The organism is Rathayibacter sp. AY1B6 (genome assembly GCF_002932755.1).
GTDB lineage: Bacteria > Actinomycetota > Actinomycetes > Actinomycetales > Microbacteriaceae > Rathayibacter.
Map to the genome: position 1 here is coordinate 44,460 of NZ_PSWL01000004.1, position 15,677 is coordinate 60,136.

Genomic DNA, 15,677 nt, shown 5'->3' on the forward strand with positions numbered 1-15,677 from the left:
CCGCGCGGAGGCTCGGGATGTCGGCCCGGCGGGTGTCCGCTCCGGGCGGGTGCCGGGACGCCGGCCTCGCGGGCTAGGCGCCGAGCGCCGAGCCGGGCAGGTCGCGCTGCAGGCCGTCGACGATCCGGCCGAACGCCGCAATCGCCTGGTCGTCGCCGAGACGGCCGGAGTCGACTCCTCCGGCGATGCGCAGGACCTCTGCCCGGCGCTCCGCCCGCTCCACCGCGTCGAGCCCGGAGGCCCCGATCGCTGCGGATGCGCGCACTCGCGCGACGATCGTGCCGACGTGCCATCTGCCGCGTGCATCTGTCTCCTCCTGAAGTCCCCTCCTTCTTCGGAGCGGACGCACACCCGAATGGGTGCGCGTCCCCCGTCCTCACCCCCGTCGCTCCGGCGATGCGTCACGAACGGTCGTCATCCGGCCGCCGTGGCGACCGTTCGTGACGCATCGATCGAGCTGAGGGGGCGGAGCGCCCGCTCGCGGAGAGGGGGCCGGGGCGCCAGACTGACGGCGAGCGGAGGGAGGCACGATGCGACGCCTCCGCGCCCTCGCCGCCGCGCTGCTCCTCCTGCCCGCCCTCGCGGCCTGCGTGCCGGCAGGCGCGACAGGCGCCCCGAGCGGCACCGCGGCGGCCACCGCGGCTGCGACCACCGCCACCCCGGCTCAGGCCGCCCCCGACCCGGCCCGCTCCTCCGCCCCGTCCGCCCCGGCCCCCGGGGTCACCGTCTCCGTCCAGCAGAACCGCTCCGACATCGCCGGCGGCACCATGGCCTTCGAGGTGCACAACGGGAGCGGCTCCCCGATCGAGGTCACCGCGGCCCGCCTCGCCGACCCGCGCCTCGCCGCCCCGCTCACGTGGACCGGCGGCACGGGCGTCCCCGACGGGACCTCGCGCGACCTCCGCGTCGACGTGCCCGAGCCCGCCTGCCCGGCCGCGGAGCCGCCCGCCGCGCTCGAGGTCGTCCTCGCGATCGACGGCCACGGCGAGCACGCGTACCCCGCCGACGACCCGTTCTCGTTCGTCGACGCGCTCGTCCGCTCCGGCTGCTTCGCCCGCACCGTCCACGCCGACCTCGCCCTGCGGATCGACACGTCCGGCGGCGCCGCGCACGAGCCCGCGCGCCTCACGATCACCGCCGACGTCCGCGGCACCCCGATCGTGCTCCGCAGCGTGGACGCCACGATCCTCCTGCAGCCGCCCGACGCCGCCGACGCCTGGATCCTCGACCGCTCCGTGCCCGCCGGGACCCTCGACTCCGTGGTCCTGGACGCCGTCCCCACCCGCTGCGACACCCACGCGCTCGCCGAGGACAAGGTCGGCACGCGCCTGCCGGTCACCGTCGAGACCGCGGGCCGGCAGGGCACCGTCGTCGTCGCCGCGACCCCCGAGCAGAAGGGCGAGCTCTCCGCGTTCATCACCGCGTACTGCTCGTCCTGAGCAGGGGTGGCGGGCGGTCCGGGGACGCGGACGTCGGCGCCGCGGACGCGTCTCGCCGTCCACCTCGGCCGTCACTCGCCGCCGCTCGCCCGCATCGGCAGGTTGCGCCGTCGGCCGCGCCGAGCCGGTCCCGCCCGCTGTGGGACGAGCCCGGCCTGCCCCGCCCGGCTCGGCTCGGCTCAGCCGGCTCGACTCAGCTCAGCCCGGTTCAGCGCCCCGCTCCGCTGTGCGCGCCCCAGCCGCGCCCGTCCCCCTTCACGCCGGCGCCGTGCTCAGCGCCTGCAGCCCCGTCACCCGCAGCAGGTCGAGCCGAGCCTCGTCCTCACTGCCGGGCGCCACCGTGTAGACGACGATGCGCAGGTCGGTGCCCGGAGCCGTGAGCACATCGCAGTCGACCGTGATCGGTCCGACCGGCGTCCGCGTCACCGTCTTCCGGCTCGCGCGGTGCTCGGCGATGCGCACCTCCGCCCAGCGCCGCTCGAACTCGGGCGACTCCTCGCGCAGCCGGGCGACGAGGGAGGCGAGCACCGGATCGCGCGGGTAGCGCCCGGTCGCCGCGCGCAGGTCGGCCGCGAGGTCGCTCGCGAAGTCCTCCTCGTGCTGCGCGTCGAACTCGGTGCCCGCGTGGCCGGAGGTGAAGTGCCGCCAGACGAGGTTCCGCTCCAGCCCGGTGAACACCGAGGGATCGCCGTTGAGGGCGGCCCAGAGCGGGTTCCACAGCAGGATGTCGTGGGCCGCCGTGAACACCGCGAGCGGCACGTCGCCCAGGCGGTCGACGATCCGCTGCACGCCCGGGCTCACGTGCTGCGGCACGACTCCCGGCGAGGGGACGGCGGCACCGGCGACCCGGTAGAGGTGGTCGCGCTCGCTGTCCGTGAGCCGGAGCGCCACGGCGAGCGAGCGGAGCATCGACGGCGACGGGTTCCGCGCGCGTCCCTGCTCGAGCCGCACCAGGTAGTCGACGCTCACGCCCGAGAGCGCCGCCAGCTCCTCGCGGCGCAGGCCCGTAGCGCGGCGGCCCGACCCCGCGGGCAGGCCGACGTCTGCGGGACGGATGCGGTCGCGCCACGAGCGCAGCACCGTCGCGAACTCCTCCATGCCGCCCATCCTCCTCCGCCCTCCGTCGCCGAGCCAGGTACTGCCGGTCCCCCCGTCGAGCGCGGCCTGGTCGAGGCTCGACGACCCGCGAAGGATGGGCGCATGACCACGACACTCATCACTGGAGCGAACCGCTCCCTCGGCCTCGAGACCGCCCGCCGACTCCTCGAGGCGGGCCACACCGTCTACGCCGGCATGCGGGACACCGCCGACGGCGACGCCGCCCGCGCGCTCGGCGCCCACCCCGTCCGCCTCGACGTCACCGATCAGGCGAGCGTCGACTCCGCGATCGCCTCCCTGCCCGGACTCGACGTGCTCGTCAACAACGCCGGCGTGCTCGGCACCTCGTTCGGGGTCGACGACCTCACACCGGAGGCGATGGCGGGCGTCCTCGAGACGAACGTCGTCGGCATCGTCCGCGTCACGCAGGCCGCGGTTCCGCTGCTGCGGGCCTCCGCGGCCCCGGTCGTCGTGAACGTGGCGTCCGGAGTCGGCTGGCCGCGCTGGCTGAGCACCGAGGGCCACGACGAGTTCCCCGTCACCGCGATCCCGTACGCGGCGTCGAAGGCGGCGGTCGTCGCGCTCACCGTGCAGTACGCGAAGAACCTGCCGGCGATGCGGATCAACGCGAGCGACCCCGGCTACACCGCGACCGACTTCAACGGCCACGGCGGGCACCAGACCGTCACCGAGGGGACGGACGCGACCGTCGCACTCGCCCTGCTCGGCTCCGACGGCCCGTCGGGGGAGTTCCACGACCGGCGCGGGCGCATCGAGTACTGACATCCGAGACGCGGTGAGGTCCCCGAACCCGCCCTCGGCGCACCGGCCAGCACATGGTGATGAGGTGTCCTGTCTGCGCGGTCACCGGTCCTCGGTGCTGGGCTGTGAGTGACGGCCGGAGCCGGGACGCTGCCCACCGCGTGACAGAGGGCCGGATGAACCGCCGGCCCGACGGTGCGTGCTCGCTCCGGTGCGCCTACCGACTCACCGCGTCTCCTGTCAGCTCTGCAGCTCGACCCCCCAGTTCGTCCGCTGGACGTCGGCGTCGAGCCCGCGCAGCTCCCGCGCCACGGCGTCGGCCTGCTCGCGCAGTTCCCGCACCGGCAGCGCGGGCAGGCGGCGCAGCTCGCTGCGGAGTTGGCGGTAGCCGCGCTCGCCGGCGGCAGCGTCGGCTGCGCGGGTCAGGAGGCTGTGCCGAGCGCGCAGGGCCTCGCGGCGGGCGAGCGCCGCGGTCAGCACCTCTCCCGTGGGAGTGGTCGCCGTCGCGTTGGTGAGGTTGATCGCCGTGACCAGCCGCTCGAGCTCGCCCAGTGCGCGCGTGCAGTCGGCGAGCAGCTCGGCCGGGTCCTCTGTCGGCTCCTCTCCCTCCTGGTAGGAGGCGTTCGCGACGATCCGCGACTGGAGGGCCTCGATCCGCTTCTGCAGGTCGGCCCGCTCGAGGAGTGCTTCGGCGAGAGTCATGCGACCAGGCAAGCACACATCCGCGCGACCCGCGCCCCTAGGCTGCGACCGTGCCGCTGCAGAACCATCCCGGAGACGTCGAGTTCCCCGTCCGCCCCCGGCTGCGCTACGCGCGGGCGGCCGATGCGCACCGGCGCGGGCAGGGCGCCGGACGCCGAGCCCTCCTGGTGACCGCCTTCGCCGCTCCCGTGGGCCTGGTCGGCTTCGCGTGGGGGCTCGCGCTCGGCGGCGGAGAGAGCGTCGTCGCGTTCACGGCGTTCGCCTTCGCTCTGGCCTTCGGGCTGCTCGCCGCCACGGTGGGCTTCCAGCAGTGGGATGCGCGCGCGCCGCGTCGCGAGCAGCTCGCGTACCTCGGCGCGGCCGGCTCGCCGACCCCGTCCCTCCGCCAGCAGCAGCTGCTCGCGCTCGACGCGGTCAGCGACTTCTCGTTCGCCGGCTGGAACTCGTCGCTCGCGTTCCAGCCCTCGTGGGCGGAGCTCCCGGAGGAGCTGCGGCACCGCTACGCCGACGGAGCGAAGGGAGCGCCGTGGCAGCAGCTGCCGCTGCATCCGCTCGTCGAGCACCGGGTCGCGCTCGACCGCGACTTCCGCATCGCCTCGGCCGACGACGTCGAGCTGCTGGTCGCCGACGTGCTCACCCGCGGGCCGCTCTCGACCCGCTTCGCCGAGGTCTCGGCCTCCGCCGACGCCGAGCGGATGCGCTCCCGCGTCGCCGCGCTCACCGGCGGCAGCGAGTTCCACCTCCTCGAGCTGGCCCAGGCGGTCGACGGGCGCCCGCCGCTGCTCCTGCTCGCGGGCGACGCCGAGCGCACGATCGGCGCGATCCGCTACGCCTACGTCGCCGGCTACCTCCCCGCGGCGCGCGCCTGGGAGCTGCTGGCCGCGGTCGGCGACCGCGTCTTCGAGCGCTACTCCGGCTGGGACGCCTACTGGGCCGACGCGGCCCTCGCGATCGCCTTCCGCACGGACTCCCTCGGGGCGGTGCAGCACCACCACCGCCTGCGCGCGGAGCTGGCGGCCTCCGGCTGGCCGTCGGCGTCGGTGCCGTACCCGGGCTGAGCGCGGGACGGCTGCGGCGGGTGGAGCCTCCGAGCCGATGCGTCCGGACCGGAGGCGTACGCCCGCGCCGTGATCGCCGGCCGACGACCGGGCTCCCGAGGGCGCTGCGGCCCCCGTGTCAGCCCAGCTGCGAGGTGGGCACCGCCTCGAGGTGGAGCAGGTCGCGGCGCAGGCGCTGCGAGCGGACGTAGCTGCTCAGCACGTGCTCGGGCGAGGGCGGGGAGTCGCTCCCGCCGAGGAGGGCGCGCGCGGTCGTGAGGCGTGCGCGGCGGATCTCGTCGAACACCGTGGTGCCGTTCCGCGCGAAGGTGCGCTGCAGCGTCCGCTTCGGGACCCCGAGGCGCTCGCAGATCTCCTGCACCGAGAGGCGGGGGTCGGTGGACATCGCCGAGATCAGGGCGAGGGCGCGCGTGTAGACGTCCTCGCTGCTCTCGCGCGGCAGCGAGGTCGCCAGCACGGCGCCCGCCAGCTGCTCGACGGCCGCCCGCACCAGGGGGAAGGCGGGGGAGTCGGCGTCGAGGGTGGAGCCGAAGGTCGCGTTGACGGTCGAGAGCAGGATGCCGCGGCTGGCCGCGTCGGCCTCGGTGACGACGGCGCCGCGGTCGGCCGAGTCGACCAGTCCCAGCAGCGGGCGGTCGAGGGCGATCTCGGTGCGGGCGCTCGGGGTGTCGGTCACGATCGTGAACGGGGAGTCGCAGTGGAGGAAGGCGATGTCGCCCGGCTCGACGCGGACCTCGAGCGCCGCCGGGTCGTCCGGCTGGATCACGAGCACGCCCTCGAGCGGGATGATCAGGCGCACGCCCGGGCCGATGGCGGAGGCGCGGTGCAGGCGGGCCGGCGAGTGCCAGATCCGGAGGACCTCGACGCCGTCGCTGCAGAGGGTGTCGGCCACGATGCGGAACGCGCCGTTCGCGCGGACGTCGACACCGCTCCGCGCCAGCCACGCGGCCGCCGCGGTGTCCCGGCGGGACACCCCGCGATCGACGATCGGTCGGCTGCCTTCTGCGATTCCCCTCACGGCGGAGTCCTTTCCTCTGGCGCGTCCTCCGTGCGACGCGATCCCTCTACCCTGGCCGACCCGGGCCCTTGGTGAGAAGTCTTCATGCGATCGCATCCGTCGCTCACCTCCACCGCAAGGTGTCGGATCCCGCCATCGGGGGACGGAACCGGACCTCCGGTGTGCGCCTCGGATCGACGTGGACCTCGAGCGCGGCGACGTCGGTGAAGGGCCGGTCGTCGCTCGTGCGGCCCCGCAGCACGATGGAGTGGCGGAGCGTCCGGGGCGCCCGCAGCGGCGCGATCGTGTAATGCGCGACGGCCACGAATCCCGCTCCCGATGCGACCCGCTCGGTCCGGCCGACGACGGTGACGGGAGCCTCGTCGTAGTCGAGCTCGACCCCCGAGCCGTCGGTGAAGGAGCCGCAGAACAGGGCGAGGTCGTGCAGGGCGTCGGTGCCGGAGTTGTGGAACTGCATCCAGAAGGTGATCACGGCCACCGAGCCGCGGGCGGGCGAGAGACGCACCGCGCTGCCGTGGAGGACGAGGTGCGGGGGCGCGTCCAGCGTGGGAGCTCCGAGCATCAGCCGCGCCGCCTGACGCCCGCCTCCGGTGCGGTCGCGGGTTCCGCTGCGCGTCCCGCCAGCTGCAGGAGGCCGCAGGCGGCGACCACTCCGACGAGGGCGGCCGCCCAGCTCAGGTCCTGCTGGTCGAACCCCCGGAGGTGCGCCGGGACGCCCGTGAATCCGAGGATCCCCTGGGCCGCGGCGACGGTGGCGAAGGCGAGCAGCGCGGCCGTGGCGGCGACCGCGGCCGGGGTGGGCGGGTCGCCCTCCGGGTCCTGGGCGAAGCGGCGGACGGCGCGCGCGAGGGCGAGTGCGCAGAGGGCCGCGGCGACGAGGGCGGCCGCCGTGTAGGCCGGGCCGGCGGCGAGCAGGAGGAGGGCGCCGACGACGATCCGCAGGCCGGCGGGGACGGCTCCCCGGGCGTTCCACCCGCGCGAGCCCGGGCCTCCGCCGAGGGCCGCGGCGAGGGCGCGGGACTCCGCGAGGCGCCTCCGCACGCCGTGGGGGCCGGCGGCGCGGAGCAGGGCGGTCGCGCCCGAGGCGAGCAGCGCGACGCCGACGAGCAGCGGGAAGACGAGGGCGGCGGCGGGCAGGGCGGGGGCGGCGTCGGCAGGGGTCATCGGGTCTCCTTCGGGGTGGGGACGGGGCGCGCGGCACCTCGATGATCCGTCCTCGTGGAGCGCCTCGGGACGCCGGGCGCGAACGCTCACGGGGCAGGCGCGCTCGGACGTCAGAACGCGCCACTGGACCGCGCCGCCCGAGCCGCGCCAACGGCACCGCGGAACGTGCCACGCGCCTCCGAGTGCCCGGTGCGCGCCGCTCCCGGGCGGCCTACGCTCGCCGAATGGACGAGGTTCGGGACGCGTACGGCGCGCGGGCGGAGGAGTACGCGGCGCTGCTCGGATCGGTCGACGCGGGGCCCGCGGCCGACCGTGAGCTGATCGGGTCGTGGGCCGACGGGCTGGAGGGCACGGTCGCCGACGTGGGCTGCGGGCCCGGGCACTGGACGGAGTTCCTCCAGCGCCGCGGAGCCGCCGCGATCGGCGTCGACCCGGTGCCGGAGTTCGTCGCGCTGGCGCGGGCGCGGTTCCCGGACGTCCCGTTCCGGCTCGGCTCGGCGCTCGAGCTCGACGTCGACTGCCTCGGGGGCGTTCTCGCGTGGTACTCGCTCATCCACCTCCGGCCGGCGGAGCTGCCCGGCGCGGTCGCGGCGCTCGCCGCGCACCTCCGACCGGGCGGAAGCGTGCTGATCGGCTTCTTCGAGGGTCCGCGCACGGAGGCGTTCGCGCACGCCGTCGCACCGGCCTGGTTCCATCCGCTCGCCGAGATGCGCGCGCTCGCCGAGCAGGCGGGCCTCGAGGCGACCCACTCCCTCCGCCGCAGCGCCCCCGGCGTCCGCGACCACGGCGAGCTGATCGCCGTGCGCCCCCGCTGACGCCGCGCTGATCGCCGTCGTCGCTGATCGCCGTCGGCGCTGGTCACCGGCGGCCGGCGTCCCGGCCCGCCCCCTCCCGTCGAGGCACCGCCGCCTCAGCGGTGCTTCGGCGGTTGCGGCGGTGTGTCGGCGGACGAGGGCCGCGCGCCGCGCCTAGAGGCGGTCGGCGCGCCACTCGGTGGGGATCTCCTCGCCGCGGCGGAACGCCTCCTCCTCGCGCTCGCGCAGCTCGACGCGGCGGATCTTGCCCGAGATCGTCTTGGGCAGGGGATGGAACTCGAGGCGCCGCACCCGCTCGAAGGAGGAGAGCAGCTCGCGGGTGTGGGCGAAGATCGCGCTCGCCGTCTCGGCGGTCGGCTCCCAGCCCTCGGCGAGGGTGACGTAGGCCTTCACCACGCTGTGGCGCACCTCGTCCGGAGCCGGGACGACGGCGGACTCGGCGACGGCGGGGTGCTGCAGCAGCACGCTCTCGACCTCGAACGGCGAGATCTTGAAGTCGGAGGACTTGAAGATGTCGTCGGTGCGGCCGACGAAGGTGATCGTGCCGTCGACCGCGCGGACCGCCACGTCGCCGGTGTGGAAGTAGCCGTCGGCACGGGCGCGCTCGGTGCGGTCCTCGTCGCCGAGGTAGCCGGACATCAGGTTGACGGGCTCGACGGAGAGGTCGAGGCAGATCTCGCCGGTGGAGGCGGGCTCGCCGGTCAGGGGGTCGACGAGGGCGATGGCGACGCCGGGCAGCGCGCGGCCCATCGCTCCGGGGACCACCGGGGCGCCGGGCGGGTTCGCGATGATCGCCGTGGTCTCGGTCTGGCCGTAGCCGTCGCGGATCGTGAGGCCCCACTCCCGCTCGACGGTCGCGATGACCTCGGGATTCAGCGGCTCGCCCGCGGAGAGGATCTCGGTCAGCGCGCGCGGCTTCGCTCCCAGCGCCGACTGGATCAGCATCCGCCAGACGGTCGGCGGCGCGCAGAACGTGGTGACCTCGGCACGGTCGAGCTGCTGGTGCAGAGCGGTGGGGGAGAAGCGGCTGTAGTTGTAGACGAACACCGTCGCCTCCGCGTTCCACGGCGCGAAGAAGCAGCTCCAGGCGTGCTTGCCCCAGCCCGGCGAGCTGATCGCCATGTGCACGTCGCCCGGCTGGACGCCGAGCCAGTACATCGTGCTGAGGTGCCCCACGGGATACGACTCGTGGGTGTGAACGACCATCTTGGGCTTCGAGGTGGTGCCGGAGGTGAAGTAGATCAGGCACGGATCGGAGCTCTCGACGACCACCGTCGGGCTGATGCCGAAGGGCTCGAGCGAGTCGGCGTAGTCGAGCCAGCCCTCGACCGCGCCGCCGACCGCGATGCGGCCGAAGTCCCCCTCCATCTCGTCGAACTTGGCGGTCTCGGAGGCGTCCGCGATGACGTGCGCGACCTCGCCGCGCTCCAGGCGGTCGGCCAGGTCGGCGGGCGAGAGCAGGGTCGTCGTCGGGAGGATGACCGCGCCGAGCTTCATGATCGCGAGCATCGACTCCCACAGCTCGAGGCGGTTGCCGAGCATGAGCATCACGTGATCGCCCTGCTCGACGCCGACCGAGTGGAGCCAGGCGGCGACCTCGTCGGAGCGCCAGCGCATCCGGTCGAAGGAGTACTGCTCCTCGGAGCCGTCCTCCTCCACGATCCAGAGGGCGGGGCGCTCGTTGCCGATCGCGATCGCGTCGAACCAGTCCACCGCCCAGTTGAAGCGGGGCCCGACGTCCGGCCACTGGAAGGCCTCGTTCGCGGCGACCGCATCGGTGCGGTGCTGCAGGAGGGTGTCGCGGGCGGCGCGGAAGCTCCCGGTGGGGTTCATGCATGTCTCCGTAGCGGTCGAGGTCCGGCGGGACCGACCCCATTCTGCTCCCGCCGCGGGACGGGTGATGCGCGGGACGAGCCGCTCGAGGAGACCCCGGAGCGGGAAGCGCCCTGTGGAGGAGCCGTCGGGCCGGGTCCCCCGGGAGAGGCGGCGGGAGCGGAGGGGGCCGCCCGCCGGGGCAGGCGCTCCCTCCGCGGAGCAGGCCTCAGTACTTGATCGACTGACCGCCGTCGATCGGGAGGACGGTCGCGTTGACGTAGGAGGCGTCGTCCGAGAGGAGGAAGGCGACGACCGAGGCGATCTCGTCGGCCTCGCCGTAGCGCTTGGTCGGGTTGACCTGGATGAACTCCTCGGCCGCCTTGCGCGGGTTCTCGGGGTCGAGCTGCTTCATCGAGTTCTCGACCATCGGGGTCCAGATGGCCCCGGGCGCGATCGCGTTGATGCGGATGCCGAACTCGCCGTACTCGATCGCCGAGTTGCGGGTGAGGCCGACGACGCCGTGCTTGGCGGCCGCGTAGCCGGACTGGTTGCCGATCGCGGTGATGCCGCCGACGCTCGCGGTGTTGACGACCATGCCCGAGCCCTGCTCGCGCATCACCTTCAGCACCTTCTCGAGACCGAGGAACACGCCCCGGAGGTTGATCGCGACGACCTTGTCGAACTCGTCGGCCGTGAAGTCCTCGGTGAGGTTCTGGCGGCCCTCGATGCCGGCGTTGTTGAAGAAGCCGTCGATCCGTCCGAACGCCTCGAGGGTGCGCGCGACGTAGGCGTCGACGTCCGCCTCCTTCGACACGTCGGCGAGGACGGTGATCGACTCGGTGCCCTCGGGCAGGACGTCGACCGTGGCGGCGAGGCCCTGCTCGGAGATGTCGACGAGGGCGAGCTTCGCGCCCTCCTGGGCGAGGCGGACCGCGGCGGCGCGGCCGAGTCCGGATCCTCCTCCGGTGATGAGGACGACGCGGTCGGTGAAGCGGGTGCTGGTGGTGGTCATGACGACTCCTGCTCGAAGAGGGATGGGCTCGGAGGCCGTGCGGTCGGCGAGTCCGTATCCATGCGTCTGCATGCAATTGACTCCACGATACTCCACAGGTGTCGGTCGAGTCTGGGTGCGCGGTCAGGGAGGCCTCGAGGCGGCTCGCCGCCGCGGCGGGTAGAAGCCGATCAGTCAGGTGTTCGCGTGGCTCACCGACGTCACCAACGAAGAGCCGGTGCGGCTGCTGCGCTCCGGCGGATATCCATGAAAGGCGACGCGGTGCTCGGCATCATCCAGTCCACCGAGAAGCTGCGCGGCTCGGTCTACCCGACCGCTCAGGAGGTGGCGGCGTACTTGAGGAACACGCAGGTCGCGGACTGGGTGAACTTCCGCCGCACCGCCGACCCGTGGCCGCAGTTCGACCCGGCGAGGTCCGTCCGCGGCTCCGGCACGCTCTACTCCCTCTCCAGGGAAGGCGCCGGCACCGCTGGCCCCCTCGTCACCGCGCTCACCGCGGCCACCCTCGAGGCGGCGATCGACCTCGCAGACACCTCACCCGGCGGACGACTGCACACGCCCCTCGTCGGGGTCCTCGATGAAGCCGCGAAGGTGTGCCGGTGGACAGACTTCCCCGACCTGTATTCGCAATTCGGCTCCCGCGGAAGCCCGATCATCTCGGTGTTCCAGTTCTGGTCGCAGGGCATCGCCGTGTTCGGCAAGGAGGGCATTAGGTCGACCCCTAAGGGGATCGTTCAACGGAATAGAATGGCGGCGAGGTGCGGTAGCGGCTATCTGTGCGACATGAGAGCGGATGCCCCGCCGTGCGATCGCCCAAAAGTGACATGATTCCTCACGCCGCTATGTATAGAGCGCGCTTAGCGAGTCGTTTGCAAACGCGAGCAGAACCTCCTCCGAGATTTCGCGCGAGGGGCGATCTTCCGTCTCATACTGTATCTGTCCAGCTTTGCCGAGCACGGCAGAGCGGTACTGTTGGCGCACTGCTGCGCTTACGAGTAGCTGAAATACATCTTTTCGGAAGCGGAGCTCATAGGAAAGAGAATTTCCTACCCATTCGGCCACGTAAACAAATTCCTTCGCGATTTTGAGTAAGCTATCGAAATCGGTAATGTTTCCGTCTAAAAGGCCCTCTGTCTCTTTAGGCTCTAGGCAGTAGGTGACGACTTCGGCGACCGCGCCGAGTCGACCTTCGTGCATATACCTACTCGGATCATTCCGTAAATTGCTGGCCCAAAGGCGTGCAAAGTGGTCGGCGATCTCGCGGCCTCTGCCGCGGAACTCAGCCGAGCGAGGTACCATCCAGACTACAGTCAGAGACTCCTCCTCGCCGAGTAGCTCGATAACAGCCTCGGCGCTTATCTCGCCCGCGAGAATAGAAACAGCTACTTCTCTCGCAAGGAGCACACGCGAACCGTTTCGCGGGGACCCAACGCGCTCGTCTTCTCCGTTTCTTAACTTGATTCGGTCGGAAAGGAATTTCAGAAGTAGAGGATTTGGAATCTCATTCCCGGACCGAAGCGCCGCAAGGCGAGTAAGAGCAAGGTGTGCGAGCGAGTCGTCGCTGCCATCAATGATCTTCGCGAGTTCACCGGCTGGCTTCTCAAATTTGTCAATGTCTGTTTGGGACCCAACCATGCGGATTAATTCATCGTCAACGTCGTCCTCCGGGATTGCGAGAAGAAGGTAGCGCCCGAAGTAGGTTCGGTCGTTCATTGCTCGTGGGTGCGTCGCGAACGAGCGCCTTCCTCGAATGTCGACGCCCTCGAAGAGGAAGGACAGTACTTCCAAGGTGCCTGCACGGTGCGCTTGCGGATGAGCCGCAGCAATCCTGTCTTCCCAGTCATCTGCTGTGAGCGGCACGGCCGCGGTGACGGAAGTGGCTCGTTCACCGCTTGTGAGCTCGTGGTACCAAGACTCAAGTTGCGACCAGACGCCGTGTGCGTTAAGTCGAAGCCACGTCACGGCAATGTAATCGAGAAGATCCAACCGGGCCGCCGGTACATGTTCCGCGAAAGCCGCCAAGTGCTCTTTGAAACGCCCCAGTCCTCTTGGCGTACGCAGTTGTGGCGCAAGTGCATCGACGAGACCGGATGCGCGTTGCAGGTCCAGCGGCTCAAGTCTCGTGTTAGTTACGGCAAGAAGCTCCTCTATCAGCCCATTCAGGAGGCGAATCGCCGCAGCGCGCGGAATGGGCGGTACTTCAAAGGGGTACTGAACAATTTTTTCCATAAAAGCTGAAGAACGTCCCACGGATCCGGTAGAACGCAACAGGTCTTCGACTGTATCTTGATCATATGCAATGAGATAATGAACGCCGCGAAAACGGCCGAGTAGTCTAATGATTCTTAGCAGAGTGAGCAATTCACTTCCGCCGAGCCGGTCTACGTCATCTATCACGATGAGCACACGCTTTTCGAGCGATTGAATCAATTTTGCAAACTCTGCGAACTGCTTATGCCAGGGCGGACGGCTGGCGATAGCGTCGAGAGCGTGCTCAGCAGCGCCCTTCACCCCACCACCGACAACCGGAATCGCACCGAGTAACGGTGCTATAAAGCCTGCATAACTTGCCAGCTTCGCTCGCGATTCACCTGCCGCTTTCTCGCCCAGGAGATCGGCTAATGTGCTTACAAATTCTAAAGACATCGAGGCGGCGTCCCCGCTTGACCACGGGGTGAAGTCCGCTATCAACCAATCATTTGCAAGACCGACTCGTACACGGTCCGAAATTGACGTCTTACCGGATCCCCACGGACCCACCAGCCCAAAAACCGTGCTCGAATCAGTCGCACTAGCGCTCTGTATCCGCTTCACTATCGTGTCGGTGAAGGATGCGCGGCCGAACGAGTCTTCGGAATCAACGTTAAAAGGCTCGTCGGTCCACATCGGACGTGTAGTTTCGGTTTCAGGCACATCGCTAGTCTGCCGCATGATGCCTGCAGATTGGGGCGAGGACTCAAAATTTCACCGGGCGCCAGAGCATTCCGTCAATTCTGCCTCTAGTGGCGGCGCCGACCATGAAATCCCCGATGCGACGCCGGTGAGGGTGATGTCCGGCTCTCCTGCCACGCTTGAGGCCACGACCGCTATCACTGTGCGTTCTCCTACGGACACACCGTGCCCTCTGCGGCCTTCGACAGGTGGACGAGCTGCTGCTTCCCTAGCCCGGCTAGAGGTGCGGCTGCCCCGTCGAGGCGCTCGTCCCGCCGTCCACGGCGAGGATCGCGCCGGTGATGTACGCCGCGTCCGCGCTGGCGAGGAAGAGCACCGGCGGGGCGATGTCGTCCGGCTGTCCGGGGCGTCCGAGGGCGATGCGGTCGATGAAGGGCGCGAGCTCCTCGGGAGTCGACGCCATCGACTCCGTCAGCGGCGTCTGCGTGAAGGCGGGAGCGACGGCGTTGACCCGCACGCCGTGCGCGCCGAAGTCGAGGGCCAGTGACTGCACGAAGGTCGTGATCGCGCCCTTGGTCGCGTTGTAGGCGGCCTGGCCCCAGTCGCCGCGGATGCCCGACACGGAGGAGACGACGACGATGTTGCCGCGGCTCGCCTTCAGGTGCGGGAGCGCCGCCCTCACCGCGTAGAAGAGGGCGTCGACGTTCGTGGCGAAGAGGGAGTGCCAGGCGTCGTCCTCCACCTCCTCGATCGGGCCGCCGAGGTGGCCGGCCGCGTTGTTCACGAGGACGTCGATCCCGCCGAACCTCGCGACGGTGCCCTCGACGAGCGCGTCGACCTCGGCTCGGACCGAGACGTCGGTGGGGACGATCAGGACGCGCTCGGCCGGGAAGCCGGCGACGGTCTCCTCGAGCGTGGCGGGGGTGCGCCCGGCGACCGCGACGCTCGCGCCCTGCTCGAGGAAGGCGCGCGCGATGGAGCGGCCGATGCCGGAGCCGGCTCCGGTGACCAGGACGGTGCGTCCGGCGAAGGGGTAGGTGTTCGAGGCGATCATGGCGGTGCCTTCCGGGTGCGGAGGGGCCGGCTCGGCGGGATGCGCCGGGAGCGGCGGGCGTCGGATCCGCCCGGAGCCGATCATCCGCGGCACCCGAGCGGATCGACGGGCCGCCGCGCCGATTCGGAGGAGCTCCACGTCGATCCGCAGCACGGCTCCCGACCCTGGCAACCGCCGCAGAGTGCGGTCCGCGGCCGCGCGGGCTCGGGTAGACCGGAGGGACGCCAGTGGACAGGGGGAACCACCGTGGACACCACGAGAACGACCGCTCCGCGCCGGGCGACGGGACTCCGGGCCGGACGGCGCGCGACCGCGCTGGGCGCCTCGGCACTGCTCGCGGCGCTCGCTCTGAGCGGCTGCACGGGCGGCGCCGACCAGGCGGAGGAGACGGCACCGACCGCTTCCGGCACCGCCGCCCCGACGACGACCGCTCCGACCGCGACGCCCACCGACGCTCCGCTCGGGCCTGTGACGCTGCCCGAGGGAGCGACCGCCGCCGTGCGGTGGACCGACCAGGTCGGCCCCGACGATCCGCAGACCGTGAACCTCAACGGGGAGCCGCTGCACATCACCGTCTCGGTCGCCTGCGACACGGCGGACGCCGAGGTGACGATCGAGGTCGTCGGCCTGATGACGAGCGGATCGTCCTGCGTCTACAGCCCGGGCACGACTCGCACCGGCACGGGAGGCGGCAACACGGGCACCATGCAGATCGCCGTCGAGCAGGACGCCGAGATCAGGGTGACCACGGTGCCGGACGACGCGCACTGGTCGGCCGCCGTCTCCACCGGAGCGCGGACCGTCCCCGGGCCCTGACGCCCGCCGGAGGGCGCACGAGAACGCAGAAG

Annotated in this window: 16 protein-coding genes; 6 read left to right on the top strand and 10 right to left on the bottom strand. The window is 71.4% G+C overall.

Going from position 1 to position 15,677, the window contains the following annotated elements:
* Nucleotides 1–73: 73 nt before the first annotated feature.
* Nucleotides 74–265 (bottom strand): hypothetical protein, encoded by a 192-nt coding sequence (locus tag C5D08_RS02930; protein WP_104275741.1) that lies wholly within the window; start codon nt 263–265, stop codon nt 74–76.
* Between the two features lie 265 nt (nt 266–530).
* Here C5D08_RS02930 and C5D08_RS02935 point away from each other — a divergent pair, with 265 nt between their 5' ends.
* Nucleotides 531–1,439: a hypothetical protein gene (locus tag C5D08_RS02935; RefSeq protein ID WP_104275742.1), complete on the top strand. Its 909-nt coding sequence runs from the start codon at nt 531–533 to the stop codon at nt 1,437–1,439.
* A 255-nt stretch (nt 1,440–1,694) separates the two neighbouring features.
* Here C5D08_RS02935 and C5D08_RS02940 read toward each other — a convergent pair whose 3' ends face one another.
* Nucleotides 1,695–2,537 (bottom strand): helix-turn-helix transcriptional regulator, encoded by an 843-nt coding sequence (locus C5D08_RS02940; protein ID WP_104275743.1) that lies wholly within the window; start codon nt 2,535–2,537, stop codon nt 1,695–1,697.
* Nucleotides 2,538–2,639: 102 nt separating this feature from the next.
* Between C5D08_RS02940 and C5D08_RS02945 the strand changes: the two genes are divergently transcribed.
* A complete protein-coding gene (locus tag C5D08_RS02945; protein ID WP_104275744.1) occupies nt 2,640–3,320 on the top strand; it encodes an SDR family NAD(P)-dependent oxidoreductase in 681 nt (226 codons plus the stop codon).
* Between the two features lie 219 nt (nt 3,321–3,539).
* Here the strand turns inward: C5D08_RS02945 and C5D08_RS02950 are convergent, their stop codons facing one another.
* Entirely contained in the window at nt 3,540–4,001 is a 462-nt protein-coding gene (locus tag C5D08_RS02950; RefSeq protein ID WP_104224023.1) for a DIP1984 family protein, read from the bottom strand.
* Nucleotides 4,002–4,051: 50 nt separating this feature from the next.
* Between C5D08_RS02950 and C5D08_RS02955 the strand changes: the two genes are divergently transcribed.
* Nucleotides 4,052–5,059: a DUF1266 domain-containing protein gene (locus C5D08_RS02955; protein WP_104275745.1), complete on the top strand. Its 1,008-nt coding sequence runs from the start codon at nt 4,052–4,054 to the stop codon at nt 5,057–5,059.
* A gap of 118 nt (nt 5,060–5,177) precedes the next feature.
* Here the strand turns inward: C5D08_RS02955 and C5D08_RS02960 are convergent, their stop codons facing one another.
* The 3 genes from C5D08_RS02960 to C5D08_RS02970 all read right to left on the bottom strand — a co-directional run bounded on the left by C5D08_RS02960 (nt 5,178) and on the right by C5D08_RS02970 (nt 7,241).
* On the bottom strand, nt 5,178–6,032 hold the full coding sequence (locus C5D08_RS02960) for a hypothetical protein (RefSeq protein WP_181110058.1): 855 nt from the start codon (nt 6,030–6,032) through the stop codon (nt 5,178–5,180).
* A gap of 148 nt (nt 6,033–6,180) precedes the next feature.
* Complete coding sequence (locus C5D08_RS02965) at nt 6,181–6,639, bottom strand: hypothetical protein (RefSeq protein ID WP_104275747.1); 459 nt, start codon at nt 6,637–6,639, stop codon at nt 6,181–6,183.
* Nucleotides 6,639–7,241, bottom strand: a complete 603-nt coding sequence (locus C5D08_RS02970; RefSeq protein WP_104275748.1) for a hypothetical protein — start codon at nt 7,239–7,241, stop codon at nt 6,639–6,641. The genes C5D08_RS02965 and C5D08_RS02970 overlap by 1 nt, the downstream gene beginning before the upstream one ends.
* Before the next feature lie 224 nt (nt 7,242–7,465).
* Here C5D08_RS02970 and C5D08_RS02975 point away from each other — a divergent pair, with 224 nt between their 5' ends.
* The gene (locus C5D08_RS02975) at nt 7,466–8,056 is read left to right on the top strand and encodes a trans-aconitate 2-methyltransferase (protein WP_104275749.1); all 591 of its coding nucleotides are present in this window, start codon (nt 7,466–7,468) and stop codon (nt 8,054–8,056) included.
* Nucleotides 8,057–8,209: 153 nt separating this feature from the next.
* Here the strand turns inward: C5D08_RS02975 and C5D08_RS02980 are convergent, their stop codons facing one another.
* Nucleotides 8,210–9,889 (bottom strand): AMP-binding protein, encoded by a 1,680-nt coding sequence (locus C5D08_RS02980; RefSeq protein ID WP_104275750.1) that lies wholly within the window; start codon nt 9,887–9,889, stop codon nt 8,210–8,212.
* A gap of 208 nt (nt 9,890–10,097) precedes the next feature.
* A complete protein-coding gene (locus C5D08_RS02985) occupies nt 10,098–10,883 on the bottom strand; it encodes a glucose 1-dehydrogenase (RefSeq protein ID WP_258065340.1) in 786 nt (261 codons plus the stop codon).
* 246 nt (nt 10,884–11,129) lie between these two features.
* Between C5D08_RS02985 and C5D08_RS02990 the strand changes: the two genes are divergently transcribed.
* On the top strand, nt 11,130–11,711 hold the full coding sequence (locus C5D08_RS02990) for a TraM recognition domain-containing protein (protein ID WP_181110060.1): 582 nt from the start codon (nt 11,130–11,132) through the stop codon (nt 11,709–11,711).
* Nucleotides 11,712–11,723: 12 nt separating this feature from the next.
* Here C5D08_RS02990 and C5D08_RS02995 read toward each other — a convergent pair whose 3' ends face one another.
* Both C5D08_RS02995 and C5D08_RS03000 read right to left on the bottom strand, forming a co-directional pair.
* The gene (locus C5D08_RS02995; protein WP_181110062.1) at nt 11,724–13,796 is read right to left on the bottom strand and encodes a P-loop NTPase fold protein; all 2,073 of its coding nucleotides are present in this window, start codon (nt 13,794–13,796) and stop codon (nt 11,724–11,726) included.
* A 256-nt stretch (nt 13,797–14,052) separates the two neighbouring features.
* Complete coding sequence (locus C5D08_RS03000) at nt 14,053–14,829, bottom strand: SDR family NAD(P)-dependent oxidoreductase (protein WP_258067249.1); 777 nt, start codon at nt 14,827–14,829, stop codon at nt 14,053–14,055.
* 246 nt (nt 14,830–15,075) lie between these two features.
* Here C5D08_RS03000 and C5D08_RS03005 point away from each other — a divergent pair, with 246 nt between their 5' ends.
* Nucleotides 15,076–15,645, top strand: coding sequence for a hypothetical protein (locus C5D08_RS03005; RefSeq protein ID WP_104275754.1), 570 nt, complete (start codon nt 15,076–15,078; stop codon nt 15,643–15,645).
* Nucleotides 15,646–15,677: the final 32 nt, after the last annotated feature.

Excerpts from the sequence above, each read along its gene's own strand:
- C5D08_RS02935 (WP_104275742.1), top strand. The coding sequence starts at position 531 with ATGCGACGCCTCCGCGCCCTCGCCGCCGCGCTGCTCCTCCTGCCCGCC.
- C5D08_RS02940 (WP_104275743.1), bottom strand. The coding sequence starts at position 2,537 with ATGGAGGAGTTCGCGACGGTGCTGCGCTCGTGGCGCGACCGCATCCGT.
- C5D08_RS02945 (WP_104275744.1), top strand. The coding sequence starts at position 2,640 with ATGACCACGACACTCATCACTGGAGCGAACCGCTCCCTCGGCCTCGAG.
- C5D08_RS02950 (WP_104224023.1), bottom strand. The coding sequence starts at position 4,001 with ATGACTCTCGCCGAAGCACTCCTCGAGCGGGCCGACCTGCAGAAGCGG.
- C5D08_RS02965 (WP_104275747.1), bottom strand. The coding sequence starts at position 6,639 with ATGCTCGGAGCTCCCACGCTGGACGCGCCCCCGCACCTCGTCCTCCAC.
- C5D08_RS02970 (WP_104275748.1), bottom strand. The coding sequence starts at position 7,241 with ATGACCCCTGCCGACGCCGCCCCCGCCCTGCCCGCCGCCGCCCTCGTC.
- C5D08_RS02975 (WP_104275749.1), top strand. The coding sequence starts at position 7,466 with ATGGACGAGGTTCGGGACGCGTACGGCGCGCGGGCGGAGGAGTACGCG.
- C5D08_RS02980 (WP_104275750.1), bottom strand. The coding sequence starts at position 9,889 with ATGAACCCCACCGGGAGCTTCCGCGCCGCCCGCGACACCCTCCTGCAG.
- C5D08_RS02985 (WP_258065340.1), bottom strand. The coding sequence starts at position 10,883 with ATGACCACCACCAGCACCCGCTTCACCGACCGCGTCGTCCTCATCACC.
- C5D08_RS02990 (WP_181110060.1), top strand. The coding sequence starts at position 11,130 with ATGAAAGGCGACGCGGTGCTCGGCATCATCCAGTCCACCGAGAAGCTG.
- C5D08_RS03000 (WP_258067249.1), bottom strand. The coding sequence starts at position 14,829 with ATGATCGCCTCGAACACCTACCCCTTCGCCGGACGCACCGTCCTGGTC.